The following is an 18,511-nucleotide window of genomic DNA, read 5'->3' as shown; positions in this document are numbered from 1 at the left end:
ATCCCGAACTCAGCAGTGAAACGATGCATCGCCGATGGTAGTGTGGGGTTTCCCCATGTGAGAGTAGGTCATCGTCAAGATTGAATTCCAAAACCCCTGTCTGCTAACGCAGACAGGGGTTTTGTCGTTTAGGGCAGCCATCACAGCGAATCTGCCTTATCCCTACCGCCTGTCGGTTTCCTACGCTAAAAGAAGATGCTTCTCACAAATTTCTAAGATTTGTCGAAGTTTGGCCGAAAGCCTGACGAGCCATGCGTGCACCGAAATAGAGCGACCGCAGAGTCCGCCTATCCCGTTACATGGAATGTTCCACTCGGCACGCTCACCCCCCTTTGGCAAAAGAAGTCGATGAAATGAATCTCAAGTTCAGTCATAAAATTCTGTTGGCCGCGTCAGGCGTCGTGGTTTTAGCCTTCGCGCTATTTACGCTCTACAACGACTACCTGCAGCGCAGTACCATCAGGCAAAACCTGACATCGTCCATCCAGCAATCCGGCGAGCTGACCGCCAGCAGTGTGCAGAACTGGCTCAGTGGTCGCATCCTGGTCCTCGAGAATCTGGCGCAGAACGTTGCCCACCAAGGCAGTGCGGCCGACCTTCCTGGTTTGGTCGATCAGCCAGCATTCACCACCAATTTCCAGTTCACCTATGTAGGTCAAACCAACGGGGTATTCACCCAGCGCCCTGACGCGAAGATGCCTGACGACTATGACCCTCGTCAGCGCCCTTGGTACAAGCAAGCAGTAGTGGCGGACAAAACCATGCTTACTCCGCCTTATATGGCGGCTGTGGGCGGTCAGATCGTGACAATTGCCATGCCGGTGAAAAAGAACGGCGAGTTATTGGGTGTTGTCGGTGGTGACCTGAGCCTGCAGACACTGGTGAAGATCATCAACTCAGTAGACTTCGGTGGTATCGGCCATGCGTTCCTGGTCAGCGGTGATGGCCAGGTCATCGTCAGTCCAGACCAGGACCAGGTGATGAAGAACCTCAAGGACATCTACCCTGGCACCCATGTGCGCATTGAGAAGCTCAATCAGGACGTTGTCCTCAACGGTCAGGATCGCATCCTTTCCTTCACGCCTATCAGCGGCTTGCCTGGCGCTGACTGGTACATCGGCCTTTCGATCGACAAAGAAAAAGCCTATGCCCCGCTGGGCAAGTTCCGTACTTCGGCCTTGATTGCGATGTTGATTGCCGTTGTCGCCATTGCGGTACTCCTGAGCCTGTTGATTCAAGTCCTGTTGCGCCCGCTGACCACCATGGGCGTGGCCATGCAGGACATTGCCCAAGGCGAAGGTGATTTGACCCGACGTCTGGACGTGACCAGCAAAGACGAGTTCGGCGAGGTCGGCAGCGCATTCAATCAGTTCGTCGAGCGAATCCACGCGTCGATTTACGAAGTGTCTTCGGCAACGCGCCAGGTGCACGATTTGTCCCAGCGTGTGATGGCTTCATCTAATGCGTCGATCATCGGTTCTGACGAACAGAGCGCGCGTACCAACAGCGTGGCCGCAGCCATCAACGAACTAGGGGCTGCCACCCAGGAAATCGCGCGCAACGCCGCGGATGCGTCCCAGCACGCCAGTGGTGCCAGCGAACAAGCTGACGATGGTCGTAAAGTGGTGGAGCAAACCATCCAGGCGATGTCTGAGTTGTCGCAGAAGATCAGCCTGTCCTGCACTCAGATTGAAACCCTTAATGCCAGTACCGACAACATCGGGCACATCCTGGATGTGATCAAAGGTATTTCCCAACAAACCAACTTGCTCGCCCTCAACGCGGCGATCGAAGCGGCCCGTGCTGGTGAAGCCGGGCGTGGTTTTGCCGTGGTGGCGGATGAAGTGCGTAATTTGGCGCACCGTACCCAGGAGTCGGCAGAAGAAATCCACAAGATGATCACTTCGCTGCAAGTGGGCTCGCGTGAAGCTGTGACCACCATGAACGCCAGCCAGGCTTCCAGCGAAGAAAGTGTCGAAGTCGCCAACCAGGCAGGTGAGCGTCTGGTCAGCGTGACGCAACGTATCGTTGAGATCGACGGCATGAACCAATCCGTCGCGGCCGCCACCGAAGAGCAGACCGCAGTGGTTGAAACCCTCAACGTCGATATCAACCAGATCAACTTGCTAAACCAGCAGGGTGTGGCCAACCTCAACGAGACGCTCAAGGACTGCGATGCGCTGTCCCAGCAGGCCAGCCGACTGAAGCAATTGGTCGATAGCTTCAAGATCTGATCCTGACCGCATCGGAGCGAGGCCTCTCGCTCCGATCGCTTGGCCTCACGTCCAGGGTGCTATTCAGAGGAAGTTGATAGCGCTCAGGTAGTCGCAGCCTTTGCGTAACAGCGCCTGGCTCTTGGGTGGATAGCACATCCCCATTTTTTCCAAGCCCCACCGGGCATTGTCGTAACTGATCATCGATGTATCACCGATGTCTTCGCCCAGTCCGTCCAGGTAAAAGCCCAGCACCCCGAACAGTGCGTTATCGCGACTTACGTTGCGCAACGCCCGTTGCCAGTGTTCAACGCTGACTCGGTCAAAAACGTGCCCAGCCTCGCTGAAGGCGTCGAGGTACTGGTCCCAACTCAAGGGCAGCGGGTTGTGCAGGTTGAACACATGTCGCCCAGGGTCAAAGTGAGCGCTGTGGAAGGCGATGAAACGCGCCAGGAAGTCCACCGGCATCAGGTCGAAATTGGCGTCCAGTCGCGGGACCATCCCTAATTGCAGAGACCCCTTGAGCATCAACATCAAGCGGTTTTTCTGTGGCTGGCAAACGCCGTTCTGGCTGTTGAAGCTGATATTTCCCGGCCGATGAATATTGACCCAGGCCCCTTGCTCAACTGCCCGTCCTAATAGCCGCTCGGCTACCCACTTGGAGAGGTTGTAGCCATTTTTCACATAGAGCGGCAGTGCGCGTCGGGCAGGCGCTTCAAGCACGTACCCGTCGACGTCTACGCTGCTGCAGGCTGAGAGCGTCGAGATGAAATTGAGGACCTTCTTGCAATGGGTCTCGCAAAGACGCAGGCATTCCAGCACCGGCTCGACGTTGTCCTTTGCGAGTGAGGCGTAATCCATCACATGATTGACCTGCGCGGCGTTATGCACCAACACGCCGTAATGACGGGCGAGGTGCTCGTACACGTCGTCGGCCAAGCCCAGGCGAGGTTTACGAATATCGGCGGCGTATACCTGTACTCGGCTCAGGTCCAGATGTTCCAAGCGGTATTCACGTAATGCCTGGGCGAACCTTGCCGCCGCCGAATGGCCGGGCAACTCACGCACCAGGCACGCCACGTCCTGCGCCCCGCCAGCCAGCAGTGCCTGGACGATATGCACCCCGACAAAGCTGTTTGCGCCAGTAACGATGGCTTTGCGCGAATCTCCCGCAAGGGTGTCGGGCAGAACCCCGACCTTCAGTGCGCGCGTCGCATCTTGCTCCATCTGGTTGGACGGTTTATCCGGCAGCGTGCCGCCATCCATGAGTGCGGCCAATGTGCGAATGGTCGGCGTCTCAAAAAAGGGGCTCAGGCAGAAGCTGCGGCCAAACTGCTCGCGCAGGCGTAGCAACAGAGTCGACAACAGGATGGAGTGGCCACCGAGGTTGAAAAAACTCTCATCAATCGAGAGTTCGCCTGCGGGTAATCCCAGCAGCTCACCCCACACGTCAGACAGTTGTGCCTGCAAAGGGTCTTGTATGCGACAGCGATCCCTCCCGATGGGTATGGGTATAGGCATGGCCAACAAGGCCTTGCGATCGATCTTGCCGTTATTCGAACGGGGCATGCATGCCAGTTCGCTCCAAGCGCTGGGCTGCATATGCACGGGCAACCACTGCCGAGCATGTTCCTTCAGGCTTGCCAGCGTGGCGCCAGATTCCGGCTGGGCGGCAAAGCCGATGACTCTGTGTGCCGTATCGATCACCACTGCCACTTGGCGAAACAAGCGACTATCGCGCAAGCACTGTTCAATATCCTGAGGCTGAACTCGAAACCCGCGGATCTTGACTTGCTCATCCCTGCGGCCGCCCAGCTCGATGCCCTCTTGCGTCCATTTTGCCAAGTCGCCGCTGCGATAAGCCTGTAGCACTTGGCCATTTGGCAGTGTCAGCGCCACGAACGGATTGTCGGGCCGCGATGGTGTATTTGAATAACCCAGGCTTACTCCGGGACCGACAATGTACAAGTCGCCCATTACCTGTTCATCCACGGGCTGCAGGTTCTCGTCGAGAATCAGCACCTGGCTGTTAGCGATGGGGAGGCCGATATTGCGATGGCTGTCACCTCGTTGGAATACCCGATGGGTCGCCAACACAGTGGCCTCGGTCGGCCCATAGAGGTTATGCAGCTGGCATTGACCGGCCAGTTGTTCGATCACGCAGGGCTCGCAGAAATCACCTCCGGTCAGTAAATGAGTCATGCCCAATGGCTGATCCAGCGGCAGGATGCTGAGCAGTGCCGGTGGCACAAACCCATGAGTGACGCGTTGCTTGCGAATCAGCTCTACCAGTTGCTGAGGGTCGTGACGTTGGTCTGGGCTGGGGACAATCAACGCGGCGCCAACGATCAATGCAGGGAAAATATCGATCAGTGAAGAATCGAAGCCCAGTGGCGAAAACTGCAGGACGCGACTGTGTTGATCCAACGCCACGCAACTGACGAGCCAGGCCGTGAAATGCGCCAGGTTGTATTGGCTCAGCAGTACCCCCTTGGGCTGGCCCGTCGTACCCGAGGTGAACAGTGCCACGCACGGCTCGTCGGCACGGGGATGACGGTGCATCAGCGGTTGCGTCATGTCGGCGCTGTGCGCGGCAACCTGGCTCACATCAAGTGAAACGAAACGCTCTCGCAATGGGTGCTGGCCATTCTCCAGCAGCACACAGGCCTTGAGGCTGGTCAGCATGCAGTGCTGGCGTTGCTCCGGGTGGTCAGGCACCAGCGGCAAATACACGGCGCCACAGCCAAGCACCGCGAGAATGCTGGCGTACAACTCGGCGGATTTCTCCAGGCATACGCCGACCACTTGTGGAGCCTCGGCATCCTCCAGCAAGGGAAGCAGGCGTTGTTGAATAGCCATGGCTTGTTGCTGGAGCTGCCGATAAGTCAGCGCATGACCGGCGATGTTCAGCACTGTTCGATGTGCGAAGGTATTGAGGCTGGCCTGCAGCCGTTCGATCATGGGCGTTCGGGCCGCTTGCAACAAGGCAGGGTCCGCCGTGTGGTTGAACCGGTGCATGAAAGCCAAGGCATCCAACTCCTGCAGGCCCTGTTCAGGCCAGGCGTTAGCAGCGGCCGTTGCCGAGAAGTAGGCGGGGTCTCTTGAAAAACCGCAGACCAACAAAGCAGCCCACTCCACCACTGCATTCGTTGCCTGCTGACGCAACCGCTGCCCATTGCCGCTGGGTTCCTGGGCAACGTCGTGCACCGTCAGCAGGCGCCGCTCCCGGTCATAGCAGCGCAACTGCAATGAGGGCAGCCCGTGTTCGCAGAGCGGGCCGATACCCACGCGCAAGCTTAACCATGGCGCACTGGCGGGCGAGGGCGGCAGCGGCTGACTCCCGTCTTCAATAACCAGATCCACAGACCCCGCTCCTGCCACATGCCCATACTGCTCCAGCTCCTGCTTGAGCGCCGCCAGAGCGTTAGTGGTACCACGCCACTCGATCTGCAAGCGCCTCATGCCAACCTCATCGATACGGGCAGATAGTCGCGCAGGGCTCGTGCCACGCTGGGGGTTTGCAGTACGCCGCTGTGGTGCAGAAAGCCCATGATATTGGCCACCAGCGGATGTTGGTGGGTGATGGGAAAATCCAGCGCCCGGATTTCGTCGCGCAGTGCCACGCGAGTGTGGGCACTGATCGTCAAGTGTTCGATCAGTTGCAGATCGAAGTCTTTTTGTAGCTCGTTGGTCAGGTAGTGCGTCAGGAATACGGGCAGGGCTTGAGCAATGTGGTCGCGATCTTGCGAGCTTGCCGACTGCCAGTAGAGGCGCACCAACTGTGTCCAGAACCGCGCATGCCGCCCTTCATCAAACAGATGATCGGCCATCAGGCCGCGGACAGAGGATTTGACGCTGGCGTCTTTGGAAAACGCTGCGACGTCATGGGTGACGGTGTTCTCGGCGATGGCGACGCCGATCAGCTCAACGGCATCGTGCAAATATGTCGGTACCTGCGCCTGGGCTGCCGGAAGCGCGCGGCTCAGTTCAATTTGCCCGGGTAGATCGAGCGGTTGAATCCCGGTCATTGCCACGGCTTGCTGAAGGAAATCCAGGGCTACCAGCGCGTGGTAATCCTCGTCGACAACGACCGTCATCGCGTCGTAACGGCAGGCGAGCGGGAAGGGCAGGGAGAAGCGATTTTTAGCAATGCTGCGCGCGGTTTTGTCGACGATCTCGGTTTCGAAAATCACCACGTCATTGATGAATTTGTAGAAGCTTTGCACCAGCACGAAGTCGCGCCATTGCGGGCAGTGCTTGAGAAAGGTTGCACTCAGCACCAGAGGCTGACGGCACAGGGGGAAGATGAGTTTGTCGTCGTCTTCCAACATCCGCCGGGGGCGTGTGCGGATGGTTGCGCGACGTTCCCAGTCATCGGCAAAGGATTGGTAGCTGACGGCGTTCACGGACGTACCTCTTGCATCGAGGCCAGCACGTCGTCCCAGAGGGTAATACGACTTTCCACGGCGCCCAGGGCGGTGCTATCGGCTTGTTGCTGACGACTGGGGTCGGCGTCGATCAGGTGCGTTAGCAACTGTTGCGCCGCAGGGCCGTGGTCATCGCTGTCCAATTCGATATGGCGGTTGAGGTAGTAACATAACGTAGGGGCCTGCCGACCTATAAACGCATGGCTATGCAAAAGCCCCTTGAACATTGACGGAATCACACTCTCGCGGCCATGCAGGAACGCCGCCGCCACACAGTGGGTTGGGGCGCTCAAGGCGATTTGTAAGGTGCTGTCGACGAAGCGGGCCACGCCCAGGGGAGCATCGCTCATTTGCAAGGCTGCGCTTACCTCCACTCCCTGGCTTTGCAGGTCGATGAAGCGAGTGATTGCGACGGTGCTGGCGCCCACTTCCGTCATCGCGTCAAGGTACAGCTCGAAGTGGCTGCAATAGCCCCGTGTCGGGTGTTCGTCCGTCTCTTCAGCCAGCACGATTTCATTGATCAGGCGGGCAGCGCGGGGAGCAGCGCAGGGGAGCCAGGGTAACTGTGTGCACGTGAGGTCCTGTTGCAGGCGTTTGGTCAGGCTCATGAAGTCCCAGACAGCAAATACATGGTGTTCCATAAAGTGTTGTAACTTGCCAACGGTGGTTATTTCTATAAATAACGGGTGGTCGAACAGTTTTTGTTTTTTTTGCTCAAGTAAATAGTGATGCATGGTTGACGCCTATAGTTGTTGCGAGTGCTTTAAAAGCAGTGTTGGACTGTTATAGTTGTGGGTGCAAGAGTAACTTGATCGCGTTCACGCGCACGGCGCTACCATTTAAATAGGCGGCCGCAGCGGTATGGGAAGGCGTGGCTTGCTGAGCGAAGATAATAAGCTGATTGAATGTTTGAACCGGTATGCAAATGTATTAAAGGACTTTGCCGATGTTTATATGTGCGGTAAATTGCCCGGCTATAGGTGGGATTTTTCCGTGCACTAAGTCGGCGTTAATCGTTCTTTAGTTATTTTTTAAATATTTCTGATGGAGCAACAACCCTGATAGGGAAGCTGCTCCATCACCTGAGGATTAAGGGCAAAAGCAAAAAAACTTACTGCACGGCTTTTTTGTCGGCGCTCTCAAGGCTGCTGAGGTAGGTGGCGATCACCTCCATGCCTCGCATCAAGTGGTTACGCAACGTCAGGATGCTCTCCTCGACCTTCTTCTGCGCCACCAGGCTCAGCAGTTCGCGGTGATCTTCCTGGGAGGTCTCGCCCAGCCCCATCGCCTCAAGGTTGAAGCGCAGGAAGCGTTCCTCCTCATTCAACCCGTGCTCGACCAGGGTGAGCAGTCGCTGGTTGGGCGCCTTGCCATATAGCACCATGTGAAACAGGCGATTGAGGCGACCAATCTCGGTGTAGTCTTTTTCGCTTTCCAGCGAATTGATACAAGCCTCGGCTTGAGCAAGGTCCGCGTCGGTGAGCAGCGGAATCGACAGGCGCAAGGCTTCGGACTCCAGCAACATGCGCAAGGCATAGGTCTCTGCCGAATTGTCCTCGATCAAGGGGGCAACGACGGCACCCTTGTGAGTCACCACATGCAGCAAGGATTGCGCCTCCAGCTGGCGCAAAGCTTCGCGCACGGGCATGCGGCTGACGCCGAACAGGCTGGCCAGTTCTTGCTGGCGCATGGCGGTGCCACAGGGCAATCGCCCATCGAGGATGGCATTACGCAAGGTTTCTTCAATAACGGAGCGCGCAAGATGGGCGGGAATAGGCCCGCTGATTTTGATGCTGCTTAATGGGTTCGGCTTCTGCGTCACGGTTGCGCTATCCTCCTTTCTTGAATAATAGGTTGGCTAATTGGATCCAAAGAACACTAAAGATGGGCCAGGCGCTTGTCAAACAGCCAGAGTTTCCGTTTGTAAGGGCTTACACAGCATACTTTGTGTCTCTCACAGGAGGCGGTTATAAAATCACCGCCTACTGTGATGATTGCACTGTGCCATTGTTTTTTGTAGGGCCAGGCTTCACCATTCCTTGAAATTCCGTCTCTTTCATGGACTGAACACTTTGGCGGTAAGTTTTATTCCCTATCGACTGCTGTGCTGGCTTTTATCAGCAATTTTACTGGCTGGCCTGATGCTCGGCGGGCTGCGTGCCGATTGGGATTTCTCGCAGATCAGCCGCAAGGCCACCGCCGTCTACGGCCCGTTGGGGCAAGGCCAGCAACGTATCGACGCCTGGCAGCGGCTATTGGCGAGCGAAAAACAGGTCAGCGAGCAGGACCAGCTCAAGGTCGTCAATTTGTTCTTCAACAAGCAAATGACCTACGTGGAAGACATCGATCTCTGGCACGTTGTCGATTATTGGGAGACACCCGTCGAAGCACTCTGGAAAGGGGCTGGTGACTGTGAAGACTACGCCATCGCAAAGTATTTCAGTTTGCGTCACCTGGGTGTGTCCAGCGACAAATTGCGCATTACCTACGTCAAGGCCTTGCGGCAGAATCGGGCGCACATGGTCCTGACCTATTATTCGACCCCAGACGCCGTCCCACTGGTGCTCGACAGCCTGATGGATGAGATCCTGCCGGCCACCCGTCGCACCGATCTGGTCCCGGTGTACTCATTCAACGCCGAGGGGCTGTACTTGCCTGGTGCCAAGGGCAACAAGAAAGTCGGTGATACCAAACGCTTGTCGCGCTGGCAGGATGTGTTGAGAAAAATGCGTGCGGAAGGCTTCCCAGCCGAGCCTGCCAACTAGGAGTAACTGATCGGATGTCTCTGTTCAAACAGCTATTGATTGCAATCTGTCTGTTCCTGGTGGTCGCCTTCAGCGGCAGCTTCATGGTCAGCCTGGAAAGCTCGCGCACCCAATACGTCAACCAACTGCGCTCCCACGCCCAGGATGCCGCAACGGCGTTGGCGCTGTCGCTGACCCCGAATATCGATGACCCGGCCATGGTGGAGCTGCTAGTCAGCTCGATCTTCGACAGCGGTTACTACGCCAGCATCCGCGTCGTGGACCTGGCCACCGACAAAACCATCGTCGAGCGCAGCGGTATTCCTGACAACAACGGCGTGCCCAACTGGTTCGTCAAGCTGATCGGCCTGGAGCCGGCCGGTGGTGATGCGCTGGTCAGCCGTGGCTGGGAACAGGCCGCACGGGTAGAAGTGGTCAGCCATCCGATGTTCGCCCTGGCCAAGCTCTGGCAAAGCGCCCTGGGTAGCCTGGGCTGGTTGCTGCTGTGCGGCGCGGTCAGCGTGGTGCTCGGTGGGCTGTTGCTGCGCCGGCAATTGAAGCCGTTGGACTATATGGTCAAACAGTCCCACGCCATTGCCCGCCGCGAGTTCCTCAGCCTGCCTGACTTGCCCCGCACGCCAGAACTGCGTCGCGTGGTACAGGCCATGAACCAGATGGTGGAAAAGCTCAAGGCGCTGTTCCAGGAACAGGCCGAGCGTAGCGAAAAACTGCGCACCGAATCCTATCAGGACAACCTCACCGGCCTCGCCAACCGCCGTTATTTCGAAATGCAGCTCAACGCCCGCGTCAGTAACCCGGAAGAGACCAACTCCGGCTACCTTCTGCTGCTGCGGGTCAAGGACCTGGCCGGCCTCAACCAGCGCCTGGGTGGCCAGCGTACCGACCAGTTGCTGCAAGCGGTTGGCCAACAGCTGCTGCGCCAGTGCGCGCCTTACCCGGAAACCCATAACCTGGTCACCCGTATTCGTGGCGGTGAGTTCGCCGTGCTGGCGCCAGGGTTGATGCGTGAAGAAGCGGTGCAACTGGCGCAAAACCTCGAAAGCACCTTGCTCAGCCTGCAAGCGACCGGTGCCAGCGACGTTACACCGGTCGCCTATATCGGCCTGGCACCGTTCAGCCATGGCGACGCGCCCCAAGCCCTGTTGACCCTGGCCGACCAGGCCCTGGCCCAGGCCCAAGCGCAGGGCGACACCAGTTGGGTGTGCCTGGACCGCAGCGCCGCCGCCAGCGTCGGTGACGATCACCATGCCTGGCACACCTTGTTGGACCAGGCCCTGACCCAGCAGCGCTTCCAGCTGTATTTCCAGCCGGTGGTGGCCAGCCAGGACCCGCAGTTGGTCCTGCATTACAAAGTGCTGTCGCGCTTGCAGGGCGAGGACGGCCACCCCATACCGGCCGGGCGCTTCCTGCCGTGGCTTGAGCGCTTCGGTTGGTCGGCCCGCCTGGACCGCCTGATGCTGGAGCAGGTGCTCAAGCAGATGAGCAGCCACACCGAGAACCTGGCGCTGAACCTCTCGGCCGCGACCTTGCAGGACACCCAGGCTCTGAACCGTATTTATGACCTGCTACGTCAGCACAGCAACCTGGGCCCGCGCCTTACCCTGGAGATCGGTGAAGAGCAACTGCCTGAGCAGCCCGTGCTGGAACAGATGACCCAGCGCCTGCGCGAGCTGGGTTTCTCCCTCAGCCTGCAACGTTTCGGTGGGCGGTTCAGCATGATCGGGAACCTGGCGCGCCTGGGCCTGGCGTACCTGAAGATCGACGGCAGCTACATTCGCGCCATCGACCAGGAAAGTGACAAGCGCCTGTTTATCGAAGCTATTCAGCGAGCGGCCCATAGCATTGACCTGCCGCTGATTGCCGAGCGTGTAGAGACCGAGGGCGAACTGAAGGTGATTCGTGAGATGGGGATTTACGGCGTGCAGGGCCAACTGTTTGGCGAGCCCGCGCCCTGGAAATAATTTACCTGTAGGAGCGAGCTTGCTCGCGAAGATCTCCAACCATAACGCGCGAAGCCTGACACCCCGTGGCGATTTCAGTTTTTTCGCGAGCAAGCTCGCTCCTACAGGGGTAGGAGCGGTTGGATTAAATCAATCCTTTCTCGTCATCATCGATCAACTGGCTCAACCCACCCAACGCTTCCCGCGCCTGGTTACGGTCCATCAACTTGGCCTGGGCTGCCGGCGGCAGGTCGGTCACGCTGATCACCCCTTTGCGGGTCAGCACCTGGATCAAGTCATCCAGCACCCGGATCATCTCCAAGTCGCTCTGCTTGAGCTGGGCCAGGCTGGTTTCCACCACTTCGTTGGCGTACCAGGCCTGGATCTCATGGTGATCGGCCGGCAGGGTTTCAGTGGATTCGGTAAAGGCGATAGCCTCTACGCGAACCAGTGCGCCCTGTGCATCACGTTGCACGTAAAACATAACAACCCCTCGAAAATGCGCCACAGGCGTTCAACAGCATAGGTCAACGCTGCGTGTATGGGCGTGAGTATGCGATGCACCGTCCGCCAGGGCCAGCGACCCGCAGGCCAAAAAAACGGCCGCCTGAAAGGGCGGCCGATTAATCGTGTCTTAAGTGTGGTCGATCTTGATGGTCGGGTCGGCACCACTGATCAGCGAGTTGATGCTGGTGTGGGACCAATCGTTGCCTTCCAGCTTGATCGTCACATCGGCATTGGCCAGGCCACCGGCGGCGTTGAGCTTGCCTTCACTGCTCACTTGCAGGGTCGACACGCCGTCTACCGTGGTGATCTTGAGGTAGTTGTCGATGGTACTGTCGGTTTCACCTTTCAACAAATCACGCAGATCAATGCGGTCGCCTTCCGAGGCCTTGAAGTCCTTGATCACATCGTTGCCGATGTCGCCAGACTTCCACACAAAGGTGTCGGCACCCGAGCCACCGATCAGGATGTCGTTGCCCTGGCCGCCGATCAGCGTGTCGTTGCCGGTGCCACCCAGCAGGATGTCATTGCCTTTGCCGCCATCGAGTGTGTCGTTGCCGCCTTGGCCGAACAAGATGTCGTCGCCAGCGCCGCCCAACAGCGTGTCGTTGGCATCCTTGGCGCCGGAGACGTCGAAGTCCACATAGTGTTCGGTGACGTACTGGTGAACGTTAGAGGCGGTCACCGCAGAGACAGCCACGCCGGTTTTCTGCGCGACAAAGGCCTGCAGTGCGTTGTAACCCTCGCCATTGATCCCGCTGAAACTCACCAGGTCGCCGAAGAGGATGTCGTTGCCGTCGCCACCACTGACGGTGTCCGCGCCCGGCAACGTCGCCTCGGTGTGGCCGAGGATAGCGTTGGCGAGGTCCTTCGGATCGATGTTGGCCTGTGGCTTGCCATCGCTGTCGTACGGTGCCAGCTGATTCAAGCTGACCCCACTATTGAGGCCGATGGCTTCTACGCCACCTGTGGACAGACCTTTAAGCAGTGCGAACGCGCTGTTGGAGTTGAGGGTGGTGGAGTAGTCGGTATCGTATCCGAGGCCGCCTTGCACCGATATTTCATAGGTGCCATCCCCTTGGGCGTGGATGATTCCCTTGTTGTATCCCCAGCCGTAAGACCAGAGGGTCACCTTGCCGGCAGAGTTGATATCAAGGTAGTTATTCGAATCGATGTTGATCCGGGTGGCGGTACCTATGGTGTAGTTGTTCATGGTGACGACATCATCGAGCCTGACGTTGCCGTACAAGTACGGGTTGGTCTGCTCGGACGCTTGGTAAAACGTCGGCTGACCATCGGTGATGAAGTACGTTGTATTAATAGCGCCAGTGTTGCCAGTCGCCTGGGCACTTTTGAAGAAGTTGGACGCGGCCTTGAACACGTCTTCGTAGTTGGTCCCGCCGGTAGACACCATGGAGTCCAGGACTTTCTGCAGCGAGTCCAATGCACCTGGGTCTTTCAGGTTGACTGTCACCGTGCGATTGACCTGGTCGCTGAAATCCGCCAGGAAGATATTCACAGTGCCGGAGGTGCTGGCGCCGATACTGTTTTTCAGCGAGTTGAACGTGGTAGTCAGCGAGGTTTTTGCCGCTGCTATCGAGTCCGCACCCATACTGCCCGATGTATCGATCATGAACGCGATGTTGTAGTTCTTGCCCTGCACCACGTTCAGGCCGGCGATGTCGGCCACGACGATGTCGTTGCCATCGCTGCCATTGATGGTGTCGCTGCCCGAGGTGCCGGTGACCGAATTGTAGGTCGCCGGATGCACCGTGACTGGCAATTGCGCGGTGGTGGTCGCTGAACCGCCGATGCTCTCGGTGGAAGTCGAGGTGACTGTCAGGTTGAACTGGCCGCTGTAGTAGGTCGGCGGCTTGATGGTCAGGGTGTTCAGGTCCCAGCCGGTGACATTCACTTCGCCCACGGTTTTACCCGCAGTAAAGGTGTGCCCCGACGCGTCAGTGAGCACCGAGCCTGCCGGAATGCCGCTGATCTTCACGCTCAGGGTTTCGGAGCCGTCGGTGTCGGTCAGCGCGGTGGTGACCTTGGACAGTTTGACCGTCCCGTTCTCCTGGCCTTCGTTGAGCTTGTAGCCCACGTAGTAACCGTCACCGTTGCTGCCATGCAGGTCGGATACGGTGACGCCGGCGTTGGTCAGGTCGGTAAGGCCGGTGTACAACGGCACGGTGCTGGTGCTCAGGTTCTGCACCGCCCCGCCGTTGATCGACAGGTTAACGTCGAAGCTGCCTGGGCCCGCCTGGTTGGCCTGGTAGATCTCAAGGCTGTAGTAACCGGTGGTGGTTGGCGTGAACGAGCCGCTGAACTTGCCGCTGTTGGTGCCCCACAAACCGCTGGCAACATCTTTACCGCCAACGTTGACCACCACGCTGTCATCGGCGATACCGCTGAAGGTGTAGCTCTTGCCCGCTTCCATGTAGATCAGGCCGGAGATCTTGGAACCAGAACCGGCGGTGACGTTGTCGACGGACTCGACGTTGGTCACCACGGAGGTGTTGTTGGGGGTGCCCGCGTTGTCGATGGCTTTTTTCAGTACGTCTGGCGCAGCGCCATTGCCGTTGTTTCCAAGGCCGGCGATGTTGTTCCAGCCCTGTTTGACCAGGCCGGTCGAGGCAACGTTGTTGTCGGCCACGCTGAGGGTTGGTGCATCGGCCACTGGCGTGATATCGACTTTCACCGTGGCGCTGGTGCCCAGGTCCTTGCCATCGGTTGGCTGGAACTTGAACTGCGCGTAATCCGCTTGCTTGTTGCCTACACCGGTGCCGCCGTAACCATCGGCGCCGGATTCGTTGGCGTTAGGCATGAAGCGCAACTGGCCGCCGTCGATCTGGGCCTTGGTGAAGGTCTGGCCGCTGCTCACGTTGGTCCAGGTGGTGCCGTCCGCCGCCAGGTATTGCAGCTTGCCGGCTACCGGCAGCTCGGTGATTTTCACCCCGAGGCTGGCTTGTGGCGAGTCCACATCGCTCACGCCGAAGTTGGCCCAGGTCAGGGCCAGCGCGGTGTCTTCCGTACCGGTCACGGCACCGCCAGTGGCCACTGGTGCATCGTTGACCGCTACCACGTTGACGGTGGTGGTGGCCACGTTGGAGTAGTTGCCGCCATCGGTCACCGTCACGGTGATGGTGCGGGGCGTGGTGCTCGGGTCGTGGCTGTTGTTGGTGAACGTGATGTTCTGGATACGCTGCATGTAGTCAGCCAGCGTCGCACTGCCGGACAACGTCAGGGTAATAGTGCCGGTCTGGTTGTTGGTGCTGACGCTGATGCCATTCACGCTATTGCCCAGATTGAGGGCATCACCGGCCTGTGCGTTGGTCAGCGTGACCGTCGCGCCCGTCAGCAGTGTGCTGTCTGGGTCAGTGATCTTGATGTCCGTGTCGGCGATCGACACGCCCGGCCCGGCGGTACCCTCGGTAAACGTCGTCTTGTAATCGGCACCCGTGGCGCCGCTGGAGTTGTTGGCATCCAGGTCGATCACCGGCGGAGCATCGTTGTCGAGGATGTTGGTGGTGACAGTGCCTTTGTCGATCACCAGGTTCTCGAAGTTGCCTCCGGTGACCTTGTCGATGGTGATGACGATCTGTTCCGTAGGCTCGGTAATCTTGTCGTCGAGCGTGCGGATATCAAACGGCACACTGCTGGAGCCTGCCGGGATCTTCACGGTATACACGCCAGTGAAGTCCGAACCGTCAGTGGCGGTGCCGCTGTATTTGAGCGTCACGGTCACATCCGTTTGCGGCGGGTTGGTCAAGGTCAGGGTGTAGTGGGCGGTGCCACCTTCAGTGACCGAACCGTCGCCCGTAATGCTGATTTTGGTATCAGTCACTACATCCGTGACCTTGGTGACTGCGGGGCTGCCATCAACAATCAGATGCTCGTACTTGTCGCCACCGCTGACCACGCCGGTGATCTTGGCGCTGACATCATTGGCGCCGACATAGGCATCGTTCGGTGCGGTAGCCGTCGTGAAGCTGGTGGACTTGCCGCTGCCAATGGTGATGGTCGAGCCGTTATCCAGCCTTACCACCAGGTCGGAGCCCACGTTGTTCACGGCCGCGCCGTTTTTGTCGACCAGGGACGCGGTGTAGACGATCTGCCCGCCCTCGCTGACCGAGCCAGTGGCCTTGAGCACCACTGTCACGTCATCGATGGTGTCGTTGACGGTGGTCGTGGCGCCTGCAGGAGTGATGGTCACCCCCTCGAAATTGCCGCCGGTGGTGCCGGTGATCTTGACGGTCTGGGTGCTCTTGTCGATGAACACGTCATCGGTAGGCGCCGGGACGGTCACCGTGCCCACGGTCTCACCTTGCTTGATGGTGATGCTCGAACCGTTGTCGAGCTGCACCACCATTTCACTGCCGGCCTTGTTGCTCAAGGTGGCGGTGTAGGTGATCTGGCCGCCTTCGTTGACCGCGGTTGGGGCGGTCAGGGTGACGGTGGTCAGGTCGGTGGTGCCCGGTGTGTCGGTGACGGTGGTGTTCACCGCCGTCGTGCCCGGCACCAGGTTCTCGAAGTGCTCGCCGCCAGTCACGCCTTTGATGGCGGTGGTGACGGTTTGGTCGCCTTTGTAGACGTCGTTTGGCGCTACGGTGGTGATGGAACCGCTCGACTGATTGACACCGATGGTGATGGTTTTGCCGTTATCCAAGGTGACGGTCAACGGGTTGGTGATGTTGGTCACCGGTGCGCCGTTCTTATCCACAAGGCTGGCGGTGTAGACGATGTTGCCGCCTTCGCCGACGGTGGTGGTGGCGGTCAGGACTACATCGACCTTGTCGATGGTGTCGTTGATCGTGGTGGTGGCGCCATTGCCTGCAACTTCGAGTTTTTCGAAATTGCCGCCAGTGGTTTCGGTGATCTTGACGGTCTGGGTGCTCTTATCGATAAACACGTCATCGGTAGGCGCAGGCACGGTCACGGTGCCGACGGTTTCACCGGCCTTGATGGTGATGCTTGAACCGTTGTCGAGTTTCAGCGTGACGTCGGTGCCGGCCTTGTTGCTCAAGGTCGCGGTGTACGTGATCTGGCCGCCTTCGTTAACGGTACTTGGCGCAGTCAGCGTCACGGTGGTGGTGTTATCGGTACCCGGTGTGTCCGTAACGGTGGTGTTCACCGCGGTAGTGCCAGGGACCAGATTCTCGAAATGCTCGCCGCCGGTCACGCCTTTGATGGCGGTGGTGACGGTTTGGTCGCCTTTGTAGACGTCGTTTGGCGCTACGGTGGTGATGGAGCCGCTCGACTGATTCACACCGATGGTGATGGTTTTGCCATTGTCCAAGGTGACGGTTAGCGGATTGGTGATGTTGGTCACCGGCGCACCGTTTTTATCCACAAGGCTGGCGGTGTAAACGATGTTGCCGCCTTCGCCAACGGTGTTGGTGGCGGTCAGAACCACATCAACCTTGTCGATGGTGTCGTTGATCGTGGTGGTTGCGCCGTTGCCTGCAACTTCTAATTTTTCGAAGTTGCCGCCGGAAGCGTCAGTGATCTTGACGGTCTGAGTGCTCTTATCGATGAACACGTCATCGGTAGGCGCAGGCACGGTCACAGTGCCAACAGTGTCGCCAGCCTTGATGGTGATCGACGAACCGTTATCCAACTTCAGCGTTACATCAGTGCCAGCTTTGTTGGAGAGCGTGGCGGTGTACGTAATCTGTCCACCTTCGTTAACCGCGTTAGGCGCTGTCAGCGTCACAGTGGTGGTGTTGTCGGTACCTGGTGTGTCCGTGACGGTGGTATTCACCGCCGTAGTACCCGGCACTAGATTTTCAAAGTGCTCGCCACCGGTTACGCCTTTGATAGCGGTGGTGACAGTTTGGTCGCCCTGGTACACGTCATCTGGAGCAAGAACCGAAACGCTACCGCTCGATTGATTTACACCGATGGTGATGGTTTTGCCGTTATCCAGGGTCACGGTCAACGGGTTGGTGATGTTAGTCACCGGCGCACCGTTTTTATCCACAAGGCTGGCGGTGTAAACGATATTGCCGCCTTCGCCGACGGTGGTAGTGGCGGTCAGGACCACATCAACTTTGTCGATAGTGTCGTTGATCGTGGTCGTTGCGCCATTGCCTGCAACTTCGAGTTTTTCGAAGTTGCCGCCGGAAGCGTCGGTGATCTTGACGGTCTGAGTGCTCTTGTCGATGAACACGTCATCAGTAGGGGCGGGCACGGTCACAGTACCCACGGTCTCGCCAGCTTTGATAGTGATCGACGAACCGTTGTCCAACTTCAACGTAACGTCAGTGCCCGCTTTGTTGGAAAGTGTGGCGGTGTACGTAATTTGACCACCTTCGTTCACTGCGCTAGGCGCGGTTAGCGTGACCGTCGTGGTGTTATCAGTGCCGGGGGTATCTGTGACGGTGGTGTTTACCGCCGCAGTGCCCGGTACCAGGTTTTCAAAATGCTCGCCGCCCGTCACACCCTTGATCGCGGTGGTGACAGTCTGATCGCCTTTGTACACATCATCAGGAGCAATAACCGAAACGCTACCGCTCGACTGATTCACACCAATGGTGATGGTTTTGCCGTTATCCAAGGTGACGGTCAGCGGGTTGGTGATGTTAGTCACCGGCGCACCGTTTTTATCCACAAGGCTAGCGGTGTAGACGATGTTGCCGCCTTCACCAACGGTGGTGGTGGCGGTC

The 18,511-nt window shown here is 58.3% G+C and carries 9 protein-coding genes and 1 rRNA gene; 4 read left to right on the top strand and 6 right to left on the bottom strand.

Going from position 1 to position 18,511, the window contains the following annotated elements:
• A 5S ribosomal RNA gene (gene rrf / locus BOP96_RS31105) occupies positions 1–80 on the top strand; the annotation flags it as partial.
• Positions 81–353: 273 nt separating this feature from the next.
• Positions 354–2,234 (top strand): methyl-accepting chemotaxis protein, encoded by a 1,881-nt coding sequence (locus BOP96_RS28080; protein WP_073454653.1) that lies wholly within the window; start codon positions 354–356, stop codon positions 2,232–2,234.
• A 63-nt stretch (positions 2,235–2,297) separates the two neighbouring features.
• Here BOP96_RS28080 and BOP96_RS28075 read toward each other — a convergent pair whose 3' ends face one another.
• From BOP96_RS28075 to BOP96_RS28060, 4 genes are all read right to left on the bottom strand, one after another.
• Positions 2,298–5,675, bottom strand: coding sequence for an amino acid adenylation domain-containing protein (locus tag BOP96_RS28075; RefSeq protein WP_073454652.1), 3,378 nt, complete (start codon positions 5,673–5,675; stop codon positions 2,298–2,300).
• Positions 5,672–6,619 (bottom strand): diiron oxygenase, encoded by a 948-nt coding sequence (locus BOP96_RS28070; RefSeq protein ID WP_073454651.1) that lies wholly within the window; start codon positions 6,617–6,619, stop codon positions 5,672–5,674. Before BOP96_RS28070 ends, BOP96_RS28075 begins: the two co-directional genes overlap by 4 nt.
• On the bottom strand, positions 6,616–7,374 hold the full coding sequence (locus tag BOP96_RS28065; protein WP_073454650.1) for a DUF3050 domain-containing protein: 759 nt from the start codon (positions 7,372–7,374) through the stop codon (positions 6,616–6,618). The genes BOP96_RS28070 and BOP96_RS28065 overlap by 4 nt, the downstream gene beginning before the upstream one ends.
• A 377-nt stretch (positions 7,375–7,751) precedes the next feature.
• On the bottom strand, positions 7,752–8,462 hold the full coding sequence (locus BOP96_RS28060; protein WP_014716363.1) for a GntR family transcriptional regulator: 711 nt from the start codon (positions 8,460–8,462) through the stop codon (positions 7,752–7,754).
• 319 nt (positions 8,463–8,781) lie between these two features.
• Here BOP96_RS28060 and lapG point away from each other — a divergent pair, with 319 nt between their 5' ends.
• Positions 8,782–9,405 (top strand): cysteine protease LapG, encoded by a 624-nt coding sequence (lapG, locus tag BOP96_RS28055; protein WP_019819857.1) that lies wholly within the window; start codon positions 8,782–8,784, stop codon positions 9,403–9,405.
• Between the two features lie 14 nt (positions 9,406–9,419).
• Entirely contained in the window at positions 9,420–11,366 is a 1,947-nt protein-coding gene (gene lapD, locus BOP96_RS28050; protein ID WP_073454649.1) for a cyclic di-GMP receptor LapD, read from the top strand.
• A 124-nt stretch (positions 11,367–11,490) separates the two neighbouring features.
• Here lapD and BOP96_RS28045 read toward each other — a convergent pair whose 3' ends face one another.
• Together BOP96_RS28045 and BOP96_RS28040 are read right to left on the bottom strand one after the other, a co-directional pair.
• Positions 11,491–11,829: a hypothetical protein gene (locus BOP96_RS28045; RefSeq protein ID WP_014716366.1), complete on the bottom strand. Its 339-nt coding sequence runs from the start codon at positions 11,827–11,829 to the stop codon at positions 11,491–11,493.
• A 150-nt stretch (positions 11,830–11,979) separates the two neighbouring features.
• The coding region (locus tag BOP96_RS28040) for an immunoglobulin-like domain-containing protein (protein ID WP_238346874.1) at positions 11,980–18,511 on the bottom strand (6,532 nt) is incomplete at its 5' end.

The organism is Pseudomonas sp. FSL W5-0203 (assembly GCF_001896155.1).
Taxonomy (GTDB): Bacteria; Pseudomonadota; Gammaproteobacteria; order Pseudomonadales; family Pseudomonadaceae; genus Aquipseudomonas; species Aquipseudomonas paracarnis.
The sequence above is the reverse complement of the archived record's forward strand: the minus strand, read 5'-3'. Positions and strand labels throughout refer to the sequence as shown.

Coding starts and splice junctions, on each gene's coding strand:
- BOP96_RS28075 (WP_073454652.1), bottom strand. CDS start 5,675: ATGAGGCGCTTGCAGATCGAGTGGCGTGGTACCACTAACGCTCTGGCG.
- BOP96_RS28080 (WP_073454653.1), top strand. CDS start 354: ATGAATCTCAAGTTCAGTCATAAAATTCTGTTGGCCGCGTCAGGCGTC.
- BOP96_RS28065 (WP_073454650.1), bottom strand. CDS start 7,374: ATGCATCACTATTTACTTGAGCAAAAAAAACAAAAACTGTTCGACCAC.
- lapG (WP_019819857.1), top strand. CDS start 8,782: ATGCTCGGCGGGCTGCGTGCCGATTGGGATTTCTCGCAGATCAGCCGC.
- BOP96_RS28045 (WP_014716366.1), bottom strand. CDS start 11,829: ATGTTTTACGTGCAACGTGATGCACAGGGCGCACTGGTTCGCGTAGAG.
- lapD (WP_073454649.1), top strand. CDS start 9,420: ATGTCTCTGTTCAAACAGCTATTGATTGCAATCTGTCTGTTCCTGGTG.